General features: G+C 64.5%; 15 protein-coding genes. All 15 read left to right on the top strand.

What is annotated here, in order from left to right; all coding sequences use genetic code 11:
• The first annotated feature begins 166 nt into the window (after positions 1–166).
• The 15 genes from IB236_RS11290 (at position 167) to IB236_RS11220 (ending at position 17,370) form a co-directional block, all read left to right on the top strand.
• Positions 167–1,270 carry a glycosyltransferase family 4 protein gene (locus IB236_RS11290; RefSeq protein ID WP_056745385.1) on the top strand — a complete coding sequence of 368 codons (1,104 nt, stop codon included), beginning with the start codon at positions 167–169 and terminating at the stop codon, positions 1,268–1,270.
• A gap of 76 nt (positions 1,271–1,346) precedes the next feature.
• Positions 1,347–2,237 carry an acetylglutamate kinase gene (argB, locus tag IB236_RS11285; RefSeq protein ID WP_192420792.1) on the top strand — a complete coding sequence of 297 codons (891 nt, stop codon included), beginning with the start codon at positions 1,347–1,349 and terminating at the stop codon, positions 2,235–2,237.
• A gap of 17 nt (positions 2,238–2,254) precedes the next feature.
• On the top strand, positions 2,255–2,947 hold the full coding sequence (locus IB236_RS11280) for a response regulator transcription factor (RefSeq protein WP_056059420.1): 693 nt from the start codon (positions 2,255–2,257) through the stop codon (positions 2,945–2,947).
• Positions 2,948–3,024: 77 nt separating this feature from the next.
• A complete protein-coding gene (locus tag IB236_RS11275) occupies positions 3,025–4,476 on the top strand; it encodes a sensor histidine kinase (RefSeq protein WP_192421038.1) in 1,452 nt (483 codons plus the stop codon).
• Between the two features lie 207 nt (positions 4,477–4,683).
• The gene (gene slmA / locus IB236_RS11270) at positions 4,684–5,346 is read left to right on the top strand and encodes a nucleoid occlusion factor SlmA (protein ID WP_056745381.1); all 663 of its coding nucleotides are present in this window, start codon (positions 4,684–4,686) and stop codon (positions 5,344–5,346) included.
• 149 nt (positions 5,347–5,495) lie between these two features.
• Positions 5,496–6,224 carry a TetR/AcrR family transcriptional regulator gene (locus IB236_RS11265; RefSeq protein WP_056745379.1) on the top strand — a complete coding sequence of 243 codons (729 nt, stop codon included), beginning with the start codon at positions 5,496–5,498 and terminating at the stop codon, positions 6,222–6,224.
• 4 nt (positions 6,225–6,228) lie between these two features.
• Positions 6,229–8,025, top strand: coding sequence for an acyl-CoA dehydrogenase C-terminal domain-containing protein (locus IB236_RS11260; protein WP_056745377.1), 1,797 nt, complete (start codon positions 6,229–6,231; stop codon positions 8,023–8,025).
• A 45-nt stretch (positions 8,026–8,070) separates the two neighbouring features.
• Entirely contained in the window at positions 8,071–8,508 is a 438-nt protein-coding gene (locus IB236_RS11255; protein WP_056059410.1) for a DUF2147 domain-containing protein, read from the top strand.
• A gap of 67 nt (positions 8,509–8,575) precedes the next feature.
• Positions 8,576–10,978, top strand: coding sequence for a 3-hydroxyacyl-CoA dehydrogenase/enoyl-CoA hydratase family protein (locus tag IB236_RS11250; protein WP_192420791.1), 2,403 nt, complete (start codon positions 8,576–8,578; stop codon positions 10,976–10,978).
• A gap of 23 nt (positions 10,979–11,001) precedes the next feature.
• Complete coding sequence (locus tag IB236_RS11245) at positions 11,002–11,511, top strand: DUF4442 domain-containing protein (RefSeq protein WP_192420788.1); 510 nt, start codon at positions 11,002–11,004, stop codon at positions 11,509–11,511.
• Between the two features lie 15 nt (positions 11,512–11,526).
• On the top strand, positions 11,527–12,726 hold the full coding sequence (locus IB236_RS11240; protein WP_192420786.1) for an acetyl-CoA C-acyltransferase: 1,200 nt from the start codon (positions 11,527–11,529) through the stop codon (positions 12,724–12,726).
• Positions 12,727–13,008: 282 nt separating this feature from the next.
• On the top strand, positions 13,009–13,899 hold the full coding sequence (locus IB236_RS11235) for an alpha/beta fold hydrolase (protein WP_099731279.1): 891 nt from the start codon (positions 13,009–13,011) through the stop codon (positions 13,897–13,899).
• 27 nt (positions 13,900–13,926) lie between these two features.
• The gene (locus tag IB236_RS11230) at positions 13,927–14,799 is read left to right on the top strand and encodes an acyl-CoA thioesterase II (protein WP_192420784.1); all 873 of its coding nucleotides are present in this window, start codon (positions 13,927–13,929) and stop codon (positions 14,797–14,799) included.
• A 77-nt stretch (positions 14,800–14,876) separates the two neighbouring features.
• Positions 14,877–15,653, top strand: a complete 777-nt coding sequence (locus IB236_RS11225) for an enoyl-CoA hydratase (protein ID WP_099731277.1) — start codon at positions 14,877–14,879, stop codon at positions 15,651–15,653.
• 967 nt (positions 15,654–16,620) lie between these two features.
• Positions 16,621–17,370, top strand: a complete 750-nt coding sequence (locus IB236_RS11220) for a TetR/AcrR family transcriptional regulator (protein ID WP_192420782.1) — start codon at positions 16,621–16,623, stop codon at positions 17,368–17,370.
• The last annotated feature ends 17 nt before the right edge of the window (positions 17,371–17,387 follow it).

Genomic DNA, 17,387 nt, shown 5'->3' with positions numbered 1-17,387 from the left:
GAAGCGAGTGGTGTCAATTTGCTCGCGTGCAGTGCGCCGTGTCCAGGCGACGAGGCTGCCGAGGCCCGATTTTTCGCACGGATTGTCTTCGTTCGAGTGTCCTTGGTGCCGCTGACAACGGTTTCTTGCAGGTACCTCTGGCGAGTGCGGGTACCATCGGCCGCTCATGATTTGGTTATCCGTGGTGGCATTTATCGTGGCTGCGTTGGCAGCAGGGTTCATCGTGCGGTGGATGCGTAGCCATGCTCTTGTGTATGGCGATGGCATGCCACAACGTTTCCATCTGGGGGATATACCCAGACTCGGCGGTGCTGCGCTGTTTATTGGGATTGGGTGCAGTTGGGGGCTGGGAGTTCTGCAATCGACTCATTGGGGAGATCCGGGTTCGCTCAAGTTGGGCGCGTGGGTCGGCGGGTGGTTGGTGGCTTTGCTACCGGCGGTCGTCGGAGGCATTGCTGAAGACATGACCCAGCGTCTCTCGGTACGCTATCGCTTGAGCCTGACGGGCGCTTCTGGCGTTCTCGCTGTCATTCTTCTGGGCCTCAGCTTGCCACGTTCAGGTTGGCCCTGGTTGGACTCGGTGCTGATAGCTGCTCCTTGGTTAAGCATTGCGATTGTGGTTCTTGCTGTTTCTGGGCTCCCACACGCCTTCAACATCATCGATGGATACAACGGTCTAGCCGGCATGGTTGCACTTATTGTCTGCTTGGCTCTGGCTCACGTAGCATTGCAGGTGGGTGATCGTGCGCTGGCCGCCTTGTTGGTGTCCACGGCCGCTGCCACGGGGGGATTTCTTGTCTGGAACTATCCGCGTGGCATGCTGTTTGCAGGGGATGGTGGTGCTTATGTTTGGGGGGGCGTGATCGCTTTGGCCAGCATCTCGCTGGTGCAGCGCAATGCGGACGTATCGCCTTGGTTCCCGATGCTCCTGCTGATCTACCCGGTGTGGGAGACGATTTTCTCCATTTACCGCAAGGCGGTGCGGGGCGTTTCACCGGGCGTGGCCGATGCGCTGCATTTTCACCAGCTCATCTACCGCCGCATTGTTCGTGGGGTGTTTCACGATGATGAGTCCCGCCGGGTGCTGATGCGCAACAACCGTACGTCGCCCTATCTGTGGGGCTTTACGCTCCTGACGGTGGTGCCTGCAGTGCTGTTCTGGAACAACACGCCCCTGCTCATGGCGTTTTGCGGGCTTTTTGTGGTCAGCTATGTCATGGCCTATCTGGCCATCGTGCGGTTCAAAGTGCCGAACTGGCTGCGCCACTGAAGCCTTCTTGTGTTCGCGCGCCTGGCGAATGCGGCACAATTTGCGCCTCACAGTTTTCTCCGGATGGCACGCCCCCATGACCGACCTTCTTTCGATTGCCCCACGCGACAAGGCTGAAATCCTGGCCCAGGCGCTGCCTTACATCCGCAAGTTCCATGGCAAGACCATGGTGATCAAGTACGGCGGCAACGCCATGACGGACCCGGCCCTGCAGGCCGACTTTGCCGAGGACGTGGTGCTGCTCAAGCTGGTGGGCATGAACCCGGTGGTGGTGCACGGTGGCGGCCCGCAAATCGAAACCGCGCTCAACCGACTGGGCAAGAAGGGCGAGTTCATCCAGGGCATGCGTGTGACCGATGCCGAGACCATGGAAGTGGTCGAATGGGTGCTGGCCGGCGAGGTGCAGCAGGACATCGTGGGACTGATCAACCAAGCCGGTGGCAAGGCCGTGGGCTTGACCGGCCGTGACGGCGGCATGATTCGCGCACAAAAGCTCAAGATGGTGGACAGCAAGGATCCCACCATCGAACACGACGTGGGCCAGGTGGGTGACATCGTTTCCATCGACCCCAGCGTGGTGAAGGCGCTGCAAGACGATGCGTTCATTCCCGTCATCAGCCCGATTGGCTTTGGCGAGAACAACGAAAGCTACAACATCAATGCGGATGTGGTGGCCAGCAAGCTGGCCACGGTGTTGCAGGCTGAAAAGCTGATGCTGCTGACCAACACCCCCGGTGTGCTCGACAAGTCCGGCAACCTGTTGACCGACCTGACAGCCCGCCGCATCGACGAGCTGTTTGCCGACGGCACCATCTCGGGCGGCATGCTGCCCAAGATTGCCGGTGCGCTGGATGCCGCCAAGGCGGGCGTGAATGCCGTGCACATCATTGACGGGCGTGTGCCCCATGCCATGCTGCTGGAGATCCTGACTGACCAGGCCTACGGCACCATGATTCGGTCTCACTGACCCCGCGTGAGGTCTCCATGCGTCTGCTGTTGGTCGAAGACGATGTGATGGTGGCCAGCGGCATCAAGCTGGGGCTCACCGATGCGGGTTATGCGGTGGACTGGGTGGGCAGTGGCGAGCGGGCCGAAGAGGTGCTGCGCGCCGAGTCGTTTGATGCAGCCATCATCGACATCGGGTTGCCCGCCATGGACGGCCTGGAGCTGACACGCCGCCTGCGCCGCCCAGACATGGCAAGCCCCGCCATGCCAGTTTTGATCCTGACGGCGCGTGACGCGCTGCATGACCGGGTGCAGGGGCTGGATCTGGGGGCGGATGACTACATGGTCAAGCCGTTCGAGCTGCCCGAGCTGCTGGCGCGCCTGCGTGCGCTGTTGCGCCGTTCCCAGGCCGCGACCACGGCCGTGCTGAGTTTTGGCCCGCTGGAGCTGGACACGGCCGGGCGCCGGGCCAGCATGCGCACACCGGCTGGTGAGCAGGTCATCGAACTGGGCCCGCGCGAGTGGACGGTGCTCGAATACCTGCTCATCAACGCCCCCAAGCCTGCTAGCAAAGACAAGCTGCTGCAGGCGCTGACGGGGTGGGACAAGGAGATCACCCCCAACGCGGTGGAGGTGTATGTCTCGCGCCTGCGGGGCAAGCTGGAACCCCACGGTGTGGCGCTGCGGTCCATACGGGGCTTTGGCTACCGGCTTGAACTGCAGGCAACCTGAGCAGGAATTTTCCGCGCCCAGCTCGCCGCCTCGCCATGCTTTGGAAAAACTCCTCCCGGCGGCCCGGCCTGCGCGCCATGACATCGGACCTGCGCACCCGGCTGCTGCTGATGCTGGTACTGCCCCTGTGTGTGCTGGTGCTGGCGGGGGTCTGGCTGGACTACCGGTCGGCCGATGAGGCAGCTGGCCAGCACGACCAGCGTCTGGTGCGGCTGCTGCCCGCGCTGGCCGATTCGGTGCTGGCGCCGCCCATCCACGACAACGACCCACCGCTGCTGCTGCTGGCGCCGCCCATCGAAGAGTTTTTGCGCCAGAACGCGGGCTTTGCGGCCTATAGCGTGCGCGATACCTCGGGGCGCCTGTTGCTCGGAGAGGGCTGGGTACACGGCGCCGTGCCCACCACACAGGCCCCGGAGTTCCACAGCGTGGAGTTCGGCGGCGTGACGTACCGGGTGGCGGCGCAACGCGGGCGCACGGGGGCGGGCGAACTGGTCGTGGCCCTCGCCGACGGGTCGGACCCTCGCCAGAAATGGGCGCAGCAACTGCTCCTGAGGGTGTTGTTGCCCAACCTCGTATTGCTGATTGCCGCGGGTTTTGCGATCCATTGGGCGGTGCGGCAGGCCTTCAAACCCCTGGTGGGGCTTGCGGAGGCGGTGGAGCGCCGCTCTCCCCGCGATCTCAGTCCCATCGACGAGGCCGCCTCGCCCGACGAGGTGCGGCCCCTGGTGCACTCGCTCAACCGCCTGTTTGCGCTGGTCAACGCACAGGCCGAAGGGCAGCGGCGTTTTGTGGCCGACGCGGCGCACCAGTTGCGCACGCCGCTGGCGGGCTTGCAGGCCCAGGTGGAGGCCTGGGCCATGATGGCCAAGGCGGCAGCGCCCCCACGCACGTCATTCCCGGATTTCGACCGAAAAATGCCGCTAGCGCATGAAAATCGTGCACAAGGTGCTATTGTTTTGGGAGCGGATCAAATCGAGAAGCTGCGCAACGCTACGCGCCGCACCTCTCAGCTGGCGCACCAGCTGCTGGCGTTGTCTCGCGCGGACGCCCGCAGCCTGGACGCGCAGCCGCCGCAGCGGGTGGACCTCAAGGATCTGTGCGAGTCGCTGCTGGAAACATTTTTGGACGCAGCCACCGGCAAGGGCCTGGACCTCGGGCTCGATGTCCAGTTGGTGCATGTGACAGGCCATGGCTGGCTGCTGCGCGAGCTGCTGTCCAACCTGGTGGACAACGCCATCAAATACACACCTGCGGGGGGCGTGGTGACCATCCGCTGCGGACTGCGCCAGGGGCGCGCGGGCCCGCCCCGGCCCTACGTGGAGGTGGAGGACGACGGCCCTGGCGTGCCGGAGTCTGAGCGTACCCGCGTGTTGCAGCGGTTCTACCGCGTGCCCGGCGCGGGAGGCGAGGGCACGGGCCTGGGCCTGGCCATTGCGGACGAGATTGCCCGGGTACACCGTGCCGCACTGACGCTGGGCACGGGCCCCCAGGGGCGCGGGCTGCTGGTGACGGTGGTGTTTCCGCTGTAGTCGTGCGGGGTCCCCGGGCCGTCCGGACCGACAAGGGGCCTGTGCGAGAATCATTTCCACACACGATTGACTTGTGCAAACAGGTGGCGGCCCGGCCCCTCCTGGCTGCGGCAAGATGTGACATCGTGATCCACGCCCTGCAGTGATCCGACCATGCCCAGTGGCATGCGCACCGGGAGCAGGGCCCCACCGGAGTCCCTGTCCTGCATGTCTGAAATCTCGCCCCTCCCCGAGCCTGCCAGTACCGCCGAAGCGGGTGATGTTGCGGCTGCACGCAAGCGGCCCAAGCCCGGGGAACGGCGCGTCCAGATCCTGCAGGCCCTGGCCGCCATGCTGGAGCAGCCTGGGGTCGAGCGCATCACCACTGCCGCACTGGCCGCACGCCTGTCGGTCAGCGAGGCGGCGCTGTACCGTCATTTCGCCAGCAAGGCGCAAATGTTCGAGGGCTTGATCGATTTCATCGAGCAGTCAGTGTTCACACTGGTGCAGCAGATCACGGGGCGCGACGTGCCCGACCCCACACAGCCTGCCGACGTGGGCGCGCGCCAGGCGGCGCGCATCGTGGCGCTGGTGCTGCAGTTTGGCGAACGCAACCCGGGCATGGTGCGGGTCATGGTGGGCGACGCACTGGTGTTCGAGCACGAGCGCTTGCAGCAGCGCATGAACCAGTTCTTTGACCGCATCGAATCCACCCTGCGCCAGTGCCTGCGCGCGAGTGCAGCCGCATCCAGCACGCCCACAGTCGATGCCCAAGTGGCGGCCAGCGTGTTGACGGCCTTTGTGGTCGGGCGCCTGCAGTGCTACGCCCGCTCGGGGTTTCGGCGCCTGCCCACCGAGCACCTGGAAGCCAGCCTTGCGCTGATGTTGTAGCGGTCCGCGCTGTTGAGGCGGCGCATCACGGCGGGGGTGGCGCGGCTGCAACGGGTGGTTTGGATGGGTCTCCCTATTTTTTCCGGGGGCTTGGGGGCTGCAGGGAATTTGCTGCAGAATAGAACGAACGTTCGTTTTTATTCGTGCCCATGTCCTCCATCCCCGAATCCCGCCAGGTCACCCGCATCCCGCGCGCTCGCAGTGGTACCGGCCGTGCCTTGCAAAAAGGCCAGCAGACTAAGGCGGCCATCGTCGAGGCCGCGCTGGGCTTGGCCACGCACATCGGGCTGGAAGGCCTGTCCATCGGGGCGCTGGCAGACGTCACCGGCATGAGCAAGTCGGGCGTTTTCGCCCACTTTGGCTCCCGCGAAGAGCTGCAGATCTCCGTCATCCGCGAATACCACACCCGCTTCGAGCAGGAAGTGTTCTACCCCGCCATGTCCGCCCCCCGTGGCGTGGCGCGTTTGTCGGCGCTGTTCGACAACTGGATGAAGCGCACCTCCATCGAAATCGACTCGGGCTGCATTTACATCAGCGGCGCGGTCGAGTTCGATGACCGTACCGGCCCCGTGCGCGATGCGCTGGCCAGTTCGGTGCTGACCTGGCATGCCGCCATGCGCCGCGCCATCGAGCAGTGCAAGGAATTGGGCGAACTGCGTGCCGACACCAAGGAAGAGCAGATGCTCTTCGAGATCCACGGCCTGATCCTCGCGCTGCACTACGAGGCGCGGTTCCTGCAGACCCCGGGCTCCATCGACCGGGCCGTCGTGGGCTTTCACAACATTCTGGCGCGCTACAGCGCGCCGACAGCGGCAGCCAAGGCACCCGCAGTGGCGCGCCGCAAAGTTTCCAACCAAACCACCACATCCAAGGAGTAAACCCATGCCTACCTATACGCCGCCCCTGCGCGACATGCAATTCGTCATGCACGAAGTGCTCAAGGTCAGTGATGAATTCAAGGCGATGCCACCCCACGCCGAAGTGGATGTGGACACCATCAATGCCGTGATCGAAGAGGCCGGCAAGTTTGCTTCCGAAGTCGCGTTCCCGCTCAACATCAGCGGCGACACCGAAGGCTGCGTGCTGAACAAGACCACGCACGAAGTGAAGACCCCAACCGGCTTCAAGGACGCCTATGCCAAGTACGTCGAGGGTGGATGGGCTGCACTGAGCTGCGACCCCACCTATGGCGGCCAGGGCCTGCCCTTCGTGCTGAACCAGTGCCTGTACGAGATGCTGAACTCGGCCAACCAGGCCTGGACGATGTACCCCGGCCTGTCGCACGGCGCCTACGAAGCCCTGCACGCCCATGGCACCGACGCCCAGAAGGCCCTGTACCTGCCCAAGCTGACCAGCGGCGAATGGACCGGCACCATGTGCCTGACCGAACCCCACTGCGGTACCGACCTGGGCCTGATGCGCACCAAGGCCGAGCCTCTGCCTGACGGCACCTACAAGATCACCGGCAACAAGATCTTCATCAGCGCCGGCGAGCACGACATGGCCGCCAACATCGTTCACCTGGTGCTGGCCCGCCTGCCCGATGCGCCCAAGGGCAGCAAGGGCATCAGCCTGTTTGTGGTGCCCAAGTTCAACGTGAATGCCGACGGCTCGCTGGGCGAGCGCAACCCGATCTTCTGCACGGGTCTGGAGCACAAGATGGGTATCCACGGCAACGCCACCGCGCAGATCGCACTGGACGGCGCCATCGGCACCATGGTGGGCCAGCCCAACAAGGGCCTGGCTGCCATGTTCGTGATGATGAACGCCGCCCGCCTGGGTGTGGGCAACCAGTCGCTGGGCCTGACGGAAGTGGCTTACCAGAACGCTCTGGCCTATGCCAAGGACCGCATCCAGTCGCGCAGCCTGTCGGGCCCCAAGGCCAAGGACAAGGATGCTGACCCCATCATCGTGCACCCCGATGTGCGCAAGATGTTGCTCACCGCCAAGGCCTACGCCGAAGGTGGCCGCGCGCTGCAGATCTTCTGCACGCTGTTGCTGGACAAGGTGCACAGCCACCCCGATGAAAAGGTGCGCAAGGATTCCGAAGAACTCGTGGCCCTGCTGACCCCCATCGTCAAGGCCTTCATCACCGACAACGGCCACATCAGCACCAACGCGTGCATGCAGGTCTTCGGCGGCCACGGCTTCATCAAGGAATGGGGCATGGAGCAGTACGTGCGGGACAACCGCATCAACATGATCTACGAAGGCACCAACACCATCCAGTCGCTCGACCTGCTGGGCCGCAAGGTGCTGGGCAACAACGGCGCCACGCTGAAAAAGCTGGGCAAGCTGATTGGCCAGCTGGTGGAAGAAGAGGGCGTGAACGAGCGCATGGCCGAGTTCATCAACCCGGTGGCCATGCTGGGCGACCAGATGACCAAGTTCACCACCGAGATCGGCTTCAAGGGCATGCAAAACCCCGACGAAGTGGGCGCTGCTGCGGTGGACTACCTGCGCGTGGCCGGCCACCTGGTGTTCGGCTACCTGTTCGCCCGCATGGCCCAGGTCGCCCTGCGCGAGATCGCAGCCGGCAACACCGACCCGTTCTACGGCGCCAAGCTGCAGACCGCGCGCTTCTACTTCGCCAAGCTGTTCCCCGAAACCGCCACGCTGATGCGCACCGCCCGTGCCGGCAGCAAGGTGCTGATGGACACCGATCTGGCCCTGGCCTGATCGGTGCCGGATGCGGATTTCAAGCCTTTTTGCCAGGGAGCGCAGATGTTCAAAGCGGTAGCAGCTATTGTTTTGGTAGCGGGTGCGCTGCCGGCCTGGGCGCAGATGACGCCCGAAGGCCTGTGGCGCAACATCGATGACAAGACCGGCGAGGCCAAGGCCGAGATCCGCATCCGCGACATTGGTGGCGGCGTGCTGCACGGAGCGCTGGAAAAGCGCCTGTCCAAGGACGCCAAACCCGAGGATGTCTGCGAGGAGTGCTCCGACGACCGCAAGGGCAAGCCCTTGGTGGGCTTGGAGATCATCCGTGGCGCCAAGAAGGCCGACGGCAAAGAGGTGTGGGAGGGCGGCAAGATTCTCGACCCTGAGAACGGCCGCAACTACACCCTGCGCATGACCCCCGTCGAGGGCGGCAAGAAGCTCGAAGTGCGCGGCTCGATCGGCCCGTTCGGCCGCACGCAAACCTGGATTCGCGTCCAGTAAACCCCATTCCCGTGGCCTTGCGCGCCCCCTGCGGTGTTGCGCAACGCCCCAACCAGGAACCCAACCCATGTCCCGATTCCAAGTGAAAAAAGTCGCCGTACTCGGCGCAGGCGTGATGGGCGCGCAGATTGCCGCCCACCTCGTCAACGTGAAGGTGCCCGTGGTGCTGTTCGACCTGCCTGCCAAGGAAGGTCCCAAGAACGGCATCGTCACCAAGGCCGTCGAAGGCCTGAAAAAGCTCAAGCCTTCGCCCCTGGGCGTGGCCGACGACGCGGCGCTGATCCAGCAGGCCAACTACGAAGAGCACATGCACCTGCTCAAGGAATGCGACCTCGTGATCGAGGCCATTGCCGAGCGCATGGACTGGAAGCTCGACCTGTACACCAAGATCGCTCCCCACGTGGCCAAGCACGCCATCCTGGCGTCCAACACCTCGGGCCTGTCGATCACGAAGCTGTCCGAAGTGCTGCCCGAGAGCATCAAGCCCCGCTTCTGCGGCATCCACTTCTTCAACCCCCCGCGCTACATGACGCTGGTGGAGCTGATCAACACGCCCACCACCCAGCCAGAAGTGCTGGACCAGCTCGAAGCCTTTGTCACCAGCGGCCTGGGCAAGGGCGTGGTGCGCGCACACGACACCCCCAACTTCGTGGCCAACCGCGTGGGCATCGCGGGCATGCTGGCCACGATGAAAGAGGTCGAGAACTTTGGCCTGACCTACGACGTGGTGGACGACCTCACGGGCAAGAAGCTGGGCCGCGCATCCAGCGGCACCTTCCGCACCGCCGACGTGGTGGGCCTGGACACCATGGCCCACGTGATCAAGACGCTGCAGGACAACCTGAGCATTGAGACGGACCCGTTCTACGAAAGCTTTGGCACGCCCGCCGTGCTGAAAAAGCTGCTGGAGCTGGGCAACCTGGGCCAGAAGACCAAGGCCGGTTTCTTCAAGAAGGTCGGCCGCGATGTGATGCGCTTCGAGCTGGAGAGCGAAGAGTACGTGCCCGCCGGCCAGAAGGCCGACGAGGTGTATGCCCGCATGCTCAAGAAGCCCGCTGCCGAGCGCCTGCGCCTGCTGCGCAACGCCGAAGGCGCGCCCGGCCAGTTCCTCTGGGCCATCCTGCGCAACAGCTTTCACTACGCCGCCGTGCACCTGGGCACCATTGCCGACAACGCACGCGACGTGGACCAGGCCATGCGCTGGGGCTTTGGCATGAAGCAGGGCCCCTTCGAGCTGTGGCAGGACGCCGGTTGGCTCGAAGTCGCGAAGATGATCCAGGAGGACATCGACGCTGGCAAGGCACTGTGCAAGGCACCGCTGCCCGAGTGGGTCTTCAAGGGCCCCGTGGCCGAAGCCGGTGGCGTGCACACCGCGCAAGGTTCCTGGAGTGCATCGCAGAACAAGTTTGTGCCGCGCCGCCAGCTGCCCGTGTACGAGCGGCAGATCTTCCCCGAGTCGCTGCTCGGTGAGTCCAACCTGCCCGACTGGCGCACCGCCGGCACGACCATTGCAGAGTCGAACGCCCTGCGCACCTGGACGCTTGACGGTCAGGTGCTCATCGCCAGCATCAAGAACAAGATGCACGCCATCAGCCCCGAGGTGATGGAAGCGCTGATGGAAGCCTTGGAACTGGCCGAGGCCGAATACCAGGGCATGGTGATCTGGTCCGGCGACGCACCTTTCAGCGTGGGTGCCGACCTGGAAGCCACGATGCCGGCCTTTGTGGTGGGTGGTGCAGACGCCGTCGGCAGCATCGAGCAGGAGCTGCAGAACCTGATGATGCGCATCCGCTACGCCCAGGTGCCGGTCGTCGCGGCCATCCATGGCATGGCGCTGGGCGGTGGCTGCGAGCTGGCTGTGTACTCGGCCAAGCGCGTGGCCCACATGGAAAGCTACATCGGCCTGGTGGAAGTGGGCGTGGGCCTGGTGCCTGGCGCCGGCGGCCTGACCTACATCGCACGCCGCGCCGCCGAGAACATGGCGGCCTCTACCGGCAAGGACATCCTGCCCTTCCTGACCGAGGGCTTCACCGCCGCCGCGATGGCCAAGGTGGGCACCAGCGCCATCGAGTCGCGCAAGCTCGGCTTCCTGCTCGACAGCGACATCATCGTGCCCCACAAGGATGAGCTGCTGTTCGTGGCCATCAACGAAGCCAAGTCCATGGCCGCGAGCGGCTGGCGTGCACCGCACAAGCGCCTGTTCCCCGTGGCGGGCCGCAGCGGTCTGGCCACCATCAAGGCGCAGCTCGTGAACATGCGCGATGGTGGTTTCATCAGCGCCTACGACTTCAAGATCGGCGCCATGATTGCCGAGGTGGTCTGTGGCGGTGACGTGGATGCTGGCGCGCTGGTGAGCGAGGAATACCTGCTCACGCTGGAGCGCAAGGTGTTCTGCCACCTGATCGCGCAGCCCAAGACGCACGAGCGCATCCTGGGCATGTTGTCCACCGGCAAGCCGGTTCGCAACTGATCGATTGATCGACCGGTACCGACATGAGCGAACACGCCCCCAACAAACTGCAGCGCTCGCTGATGCGCCTGGACGAGGCACCCGCCTTCATGCGCGGCTTTGTGCAGAACATCATCCTGCGCCGGGCTGTGCCCTTTACCGGCACGGCCGGGGTGAAGTTCGTGTCGCTCACGCCTGAGCGGGTCGAAGTGCATCTTGCCAACGAGCACCGTGTGCAAAACCACATCGGTGGTGTGCATGCCTCGGCCGTGAACCTGCTGGCCGAAACGGCCACGGGCATGGTGGTGGGCATGAACGTGCGCGACGACTGCATCCCGCTGGCCAAGGAGCTGTCCATGGCTTTCAAGAAGCGCGCCACCGGTGGCCTCAAGGCCGTGGCCACGCTGACCGCCGAGCAGCGCGCCGCCATGTTGGCCGGCGACAAGGGCGAGGTGCAGGTGGCGGTCACTGTGACCGACGAAGCCGGTGTGGAGCCGGTCGAATGTGTATTTACGTGGGCCTGGGTTCCTTCCAGCCGCCCCGCCAAGAATTGAAGGAGTTTCAACACCATGGCTCAAAAACAAGTCCAGGACGCCTACATCGTCGCCGCCACGCGCACGCCCATCGGGCGCTCGGGCCGCGGCTATTTCAAGAACACCCGGCCTGACGACCTGCTGGTCGCCGCCATCAAGAGCGCCATGCTGCAGGTGCCCACGCTCGACCCCAAGGCGATTGAGGACGCCATCATCGGCTGCTCGTTCCCCGAGGGTGAGCAGGGCATGAACATGGCGCGCATTGCCGTGGGCCTGGCGTTCGACCACCCCGTAGGCGGCGTGACGGTCAACCGCTTCTGCGCATCCGGCATCACCGCGCTGCAGATGGCGGCCGACCGCATCCGCGTGGGTGAGGCCGATGTGCTGATCGCCGGCGGAGCCGAGTCCATGAGCCTGGTGCCCATGGGCGGCAACAAGACATCGTTTAACGCCGAAATTTTTGCGCGCGACGAAAACGTGGGCATCGCCTACGGCATGGGTCTCACGGCCGAGAAGGTGGCCCAGCAGTGGAAGGTCAGCCGCGAGGCACAGGATGCGTTTGCACTCGAATCCCACCTGCGTGCCATCAAGGCGCAAAAAGCAGGTGAGTTCACCGACGAAATCACCCCCTTCGAGATCGTGGAGCGTTCGCCCAACCTCGCCACCGGTGAAGTGATGGAAAAGCGCCGCACCGTGAGCCTGGACGAAGGTCCCCGCCCCGACACATCCCTCGAAGGCCTGGCCAAGCTCAAGCCCGTGTTTGCCGCGCGTGGCAGCGTCACGGCCGGCAACAGCTCGCAGACCAGCGATGGCGCGGGTGCTTTGATCGTGGCCAGCGAAAAGGCCGTGAAGCAGTTTGGCCTGACGCCCCTCGCGCGTTTTGTGAGCTACGCCGCCCGGGGCGTGCCGCCCGAGATCATGGGCATTGGCCCCATCGAAGCGATTCCTGCGGCCCTGCGTTATGCGGGTCTCAAGAGCGATGACATCGGCTGGTACGAGCTGAACGAAGCGTTTGCGGCCCAGTCGCTGGCGGTGATCAATACGCTGGGCCTGAACCCTGCGAACGTGAACCCGATGGGCGGCGCCATTGCGCTGGGCCACCCGCTGGGTGCCACGGGCGCGATCCGTGCGGCCACGGTGGTGCATGCGCTGCGTCGGCACAAGCTGAAGTACGGCATGGTCACGATGTGTGTAGGTACCGGCCAAGGCGCCGCCGGCATCATCGAAGCTTTGTGAGTTAGCTGGCTACTGCGCGGGCCATCTGCGTCGTTGGGCGGTGCTCGGAATCCTCGCGTACAGGAAGTACGTTCCGGTTCCTGTGCTCCGTCCGCCTAGCAGCTGATCCCGCTCGCTACGCCCTGGAGGGTGGGGTGTGACGGCAGGGGAACGGGCGGGGTAAGACTTGAATTGCTCCCACCCAAACCGCTCGGGCTGAGCTTGTCGAAGCCAGGGTTCTGCCCTCAGCGATAGTTTTCTTTTCAAGCCGACGCAGATCGGTTTCGACACAAGGAGACAGACATGAACAAGCAAACCTTGCAGGTCAACGGGGCGGTGTCTTTGGCACTGCGTGTCTACGAACCCGAGGGCGCACCGCGCGCCAGCGTTGTCATCGGCGGCGCGATGGGGGTGCGGCAGTCGTATTACGAGGCCTTTGCGCTGTGGATGGCGCAGCAGGGGTTTCGGGTCACCACGTTCGACTACCGGGGCCATGGCGACTCTCTGCAGGGCGCCATGCGCGATGTGAAGGCGGATCTGTTTGATTGGGCGCAGGACTACGAGGCGGTGATTTCTGCCGCCAAGGCTGCGCTGCCGTCGCAGCCGCTGTATTTGCTGGGTCACAGCCTGGGCGCGCAGTTGCCGGGCTTGCTGAAAAAGCCCGAGCAGGTGGCGGGCCTGCTGAGCGTGGCCGCAGGCAGCGGCTACTGGCGTGATAACGCGCCGCAGCTCAAGCGCATCGTTCCGTATTTCTGGTGGGTGCTGGTGCCGCTGGCCACGCGGCTGTGCGGGTACTTCCCGGGGCGCACGCTCAAGAAGGTGGGCGACCTGCCTGCGGGCGTGATCCTGCAGTGGCGGCGCTGGTGTCTGGACCCCGCTTACAGCGTGGGGGCTGAGGGGCCTGCGGTGGCGCAGAGTTATGGCGCGGTGCGGTTCCCGGTGCTGGCGCTGTCGATGGCGGACGACGAGCTGATGACCTTGCGCGGCACGCACAACCTGGTGAACCTGTACGCCAACACCGAGCGCCGGGTGGAGAGCATCACGCCGGCCGACCTGCAGGTGCGGCGTATTGGGCACTTTGGTTTCTTTCGCGACCAGTTCCGCCAAAGCCTGTGGCCGCGCGCAGCGGCTGCGCTGGCCGCACTGGGCGGTGGCGGAATGCCCCACGGCGAAGTCTCCGGTACGACGGCCTGAGCGATCGTTTCGCGGCACACTCGCAGCATGACTTCCTCTTCATCCACTTCTTCGTCTGCGTCTTCGTCCTCCGCTGCCCACCCGCTGGACGAGGCGCTGCAGCTGACTGCCTCGTCCGCTGCGACCGGCCAGTACGAAGGGCAGACCCACCCCGGCTACTGGAACATGGTGGGCCCGTTTGGCGGCATCACCGCTGCCACGCTGCTGCAGGCCATCTTGCAGCACCCCGATCGGCTGGGCGACCCGCTGTCGCTCACAGTCAACTACGCGGGCGCGTTGACCGCTGGTGCGTTCACGGTGCAGGCAACTCCTGTTCGCACCAATCGCTCCACCCAGCACTGGACGCTGTCGATCCTGCAGGCCGGTGCCGACGGCGCGCAGGTGGTCACTACCACGGCCACCGCCGTCACGGCCGTGCGCCGCGAGACCTGGAGCGTGGGCGATGTGCCCATGCCGCAGGTGCCCCCACCTGCAGAGCAAAAAGCCATCGTTGCCCCCTTGGGTGCGGTGGAATGGCTCAACCGCTACGAGATGCGTCCCATCGCTGGCTTCATCCCGCGCACCTGGGACGGCAGTGGCGACCACAGCCTGACGCAGCTGTGGATGCGCGACACACCACCGCGGCCGCTCGACTTTGTGGCGCTGTCCGCATTGGCTGATGTGTTCTTCCCCCGCGTGTGGCTGCGCCGTGCGCGCCAGGTGCCTGCGGGCACGGTGTCGATCACCGTGTACTTCCACGCCACGGCAGAGCAGCTGCAGGCCACGGGCACGGGCTTCCTGCTCGGCCAGGCGCGCGGGCAGGAGTTCCGCAACGGTTTCTTTGACCAGACCGTGCAGCTCTGGAACGAGGCAGGCACCATGCTCGCCACCAGCCACCAGATCGTTTACTACAAGGAATAGTGCGCGGACCGGTGGCTCTGCGCCGCCGTGCATCGTTCCTCTCGTCCCCATCCATCAGACCCGGAATCACCTCCACCATGACCGAAGCCACCCAAGATATCCTCGTCCACTCCGAAGCGGGCGTGACCACCATCACCTTCAACCGCGTGGACAAGAAGAACTCCATCACGCGCGACATGTACGCCGCCATGGCCGATGCGCTCGATGCCGCCAAGGCCGATGCCAGCGTGCGCGTGGTGGTGTTCCAGGGCGACGTGGCGATCTTCAGCGCGGGCAATGACATTGGCGACTTTCTGCAGCAGCCGCCTGCCACGCAGGACTCGCCCGTGTTCCGTTTTCTGCGCGGCATCGCCACTTTCCCCAAGCCCGTGATCGCTTCGGTCTGCGGCCCGGCCGTGGGCATCGGCACGACCATGCTGTTCCATTGCGACCTGGTCTATGCGGGCGACAACGCGGCGTTCTCCATGCCATTCGTCAATCTGGGCCTGTGCCCCGAGGCCGCATCCAGCCTGTTGGTGCCGCAGATGCTGGGGTACCACCGCGCTGCGGAAGCCTTGCTGTTGGGCGAGCCGTTCATGGCCGAGGCCGCGTTGGAAGTGGGGCTGGTGAATCGTGTGGTGCCGCCGACCGAGTGCAATGGGGTGGCGCAGGCGCAGGCGAAGAAGCTGGCTGCCAAGCCGTTGTCGTCGCTCATCGAAACCAAGCGGTTGATGAAGGGCGGGCAGACGGCGAAGGTGCTGGAGGTGATGGCGGAAGAGGGCGAGAGCTTTGGGCGCATGTTGCGCGAGCCGGCAGCGCGGGAAGCGTTCTCGGCTTTTATGGAGAAGAGAAAGCCTGATTTCAGCGCGGTTTGATTCGCTAGTTCTGAGGTATTTTTGGCTACTGGCGCTTGTACATAAAGCGCTGGCAGCTATTGTTTTTATAGTTCGTTCTCGCCCCGTCCGTTTGGGTTGAGCCTGTCGAAGCTTTTGTGCGGGTGGCGACTGCATGCCCGTGTGAAGTGCGGGAGCCGGGAGTCGCCCGGCGTGCGAGTAACTTTCTTTTGCTTCGCCAAAAGAAAGTCACCAAAGAAAAGGCGCCCCCCAGTCTGCAACCCCTGCGCTTCGCTACGGGGCAAACCTGCGGCGTGTCGGTTGCGGGGTGCGCCGTGGAACTCACTGCGCTGCGTTACAGCTTCGCTCAGACATCCACGGCGAGTCAGTTGACGAAGCATGGGCGCTCCGACGCCCATGCTCACCCCGCAATCGCCCCGCCGCAGGCGCAGCCAGCAGGGGGTGGACAGCCGAACATCCAAACAACCGAACAGCCGGACATCCATTCGGGCCATTGCTGCGCTCGGCCCAGGCTGCGCAGCGCGTGGCGCTTGCGCCCGCGAGATGGGGCCGAGCGCAGCAAAGGCCCGTGTGGATGTTCTGTACCCCGGTGCCCCTGTGGATGCGCCGAGGAGCGCAGGGTTTGGCGGATCAGGGCTCGCGTGTGTCTGAGCGACGCGCAGCGGCGCGAGTTGAGCGAGACCCCGCCAAACCCGAGCACCGCAGGTTGCCCCGTAGCGTCAGCGCAGGGGACGCAGACAGCGGGGTCGCCTTTCTTTTGGGTACTTTTCTTTGGCGAAGCAAAGAAAAGTACCTCGCACGCCGGGCGACTCCCGGCTCCCGCACTCCACACGGGCATGCCATCCGCTTCCAAATAGATAGCAAATCAAGCGATAGATAACAGCGCTTCAAATCAAATAACACCCGATGGCAATCATGATGAGGAAAGCCATCTATTTTTACAAAGCACTTGCTTGCTAAAAATAAACAGTTTTGCTATCGTGCCTGCATGGACTCACCCGTGCCGCGCACCCGCGCCATCGCCCCCACTCTCAAGAAGCCCCCGGCCCGCCCCCGCAGCAAGGCCGTAGCGCCCCTCAACGCCAACTCGGCAACCACAACACAATCCCCCACCGAAGAAACCACCCGCCGCCCCCGCGGCCGCCCCCGCAAGACCGCAGAAGAACTCGACGACGGCAACCGCCGTCGCAAGCTCATGGACGGCGCGGCCAAACTCTTTCGCACCCAGGGCTTCGCCGCCACCAGCACGCGTGACATCGCGGCGGCCGCAGGCATGCACAGCGGCTCGCCCTTCTACCACTTCGAAAGCAAAAGCGCGCTGCTCTACGCCGTGATGAGCGAAGGCATGACCATGGCCACGCAAAGCCAGCAGCAGGCACTCGATGCGCTGCCAGCCAAGGCCACACCACGCGAACAGCTGCACACCCTCATTCGCCACCATTTCGAGATCCTGCTCGGCCCGCGCAGCAGCTTCATCCCCGTGATGCTGTACGAGTGGCGCTCGCTCACGCCGGCCCAGCGCAAGGGCATTGCCCGCATCAAGGACAGCTACGAGGCCACCTGGATGCCCGTGCTTCACGCGCTGGCGCAGCAAGGCGCACTGCAGGCCGAGCCCGGTGTGGCGCGGTTGTTCATCTTTGGCGCGCTCAACTGGGCGGTGCAGTGGTTCTCTCCCAAGAAGGGCAAGTCGCTCGACGCGCTCACCGACGAGGCACTGGCCCTCTTCATCCGCAAATAAAAACTCAAGCAAGGTTG

Origin of the sequence: Acidovorax sp. ACV02 (assembly GCF_014851475.1) — a bacterium.
Lineage (GTDB): Bacteria > Pseudomonadota > Gammaproteobacteria > Burkholderiales > Burkholderiaceae_C > Acidovorax > Acidovorax delafieldii.
Note: the sequence above shows the minus strand (reverse complement) of the source record. Positions and strands in the feature narration are given on the sequence as shown.

Excerpts from the sequence above, each read along its gene's own strand:
- IB236_RS11290 (WP_056745385.1), top strand. The coding sequence starts at position 167 with ATGATTTGGTTATCCGTGGTGGCATTTATCGTGGCTGCGTTGGCAGCA.
- argB (WP_192420792.1), top strand. The coding sequence starts at position 1,347 with ATGACCGACCTTCTTTCGATTGCCCCACGCGACAAGGCTGAAATCCTG.
- IB236_RS11280 (WP_056059420.1), top strand. The coding sequence starts at position 2,255 with ATGCGTCTGCTGTTGGTCGAAGACGATGTGATGGTGGCCAGCGGCATC.
- IB236_RS11275 (WP_192421038.1), top strand. The coding sequence starts at position 3,025 with ATGACATCGGACCTGCGCACCCGGCTGCTGCTGATGCTGGTACTGCCC.
- slmA (WP_056745381.1), top strand. The coding sequence starts at position 4,684 with ATGTCTGAAATCTCGCCCCTCCCCGAGCCTGCCAGTACCGCCGAAGCG.
- IB236_RS11265 (WP_056745379.1), top strand. The coding sequence starts at position 5,496 with ATGTCCTCCATCCCCGAATCCCGCCAGGTCACCCGCATCCCGCGCGCT.
- IB236_RS11260 (WP_056745377.1), top strand. The coding sequence starts at position 6,229 with ATGCCTACCTATACGCCGCCCCTGCGCGACATGCAATTCGTCATGCAC.
- IB236_RS11255 (WP_056059410.1), top strand. The coding sequence starts at position 8,071 with ATGTTCAAAGCGGTAGCAGCTATTGTTTTGGTAGCGGGTGCGCTGCCG.
- IB236_RS11250 (WP_192420791.1), top strand. The coding sequence starts at position 8,576 with ATGTCCCGATTCCAAGTGAAAAAAGTCGCCGTACTCGGCGCAGGCGTG.
- IB236_RS11245 (WP_192420788.1), top strand. The coding sequence starts at position 11,002 with ATGAGCGAACACGCCCCCAACAAACTGCAGCGCTCGCTGATGCGCCTG.
- IB236_RS11240 (WP_192420786.1), top strand. The coding sequence starts at position 11,527 with ATGGCTCAAAAACAAGTCCAGGACGCCTACATCGTCGCCGCCACGCGC.
- IB236_RS11235 (WP_099731279.1), top strand. The coding sequence starts at position 13,009 with ATGAACAAGCAAACCTTGCAGGTCAACGGGGCGGTGTCTTTGGCACTG.
- IB236_RS11230 (WP_192420784.1), top strand. The coding sequence starts at position 13,927 with ATGACTTCCTCTTCATCCACTTCTTCGTCTGCGTCTTCGTCCTCCGCT.
- IB236_RS11225 (WP_099731277.1), top strand. The coding sequence starts at position 14,877 with ATGACCGAAGCCACCCAAGATATCCTCGTCCACTCCGAAGCGGGCGTG.
- IB236_RS11220 (WP_192420782.1), top strand. The coding sequence starts at position 16,621 with ATGGACTCACCCGTGCCGCGCACCCGCGCCATCGCCCCCACTCTCAAG.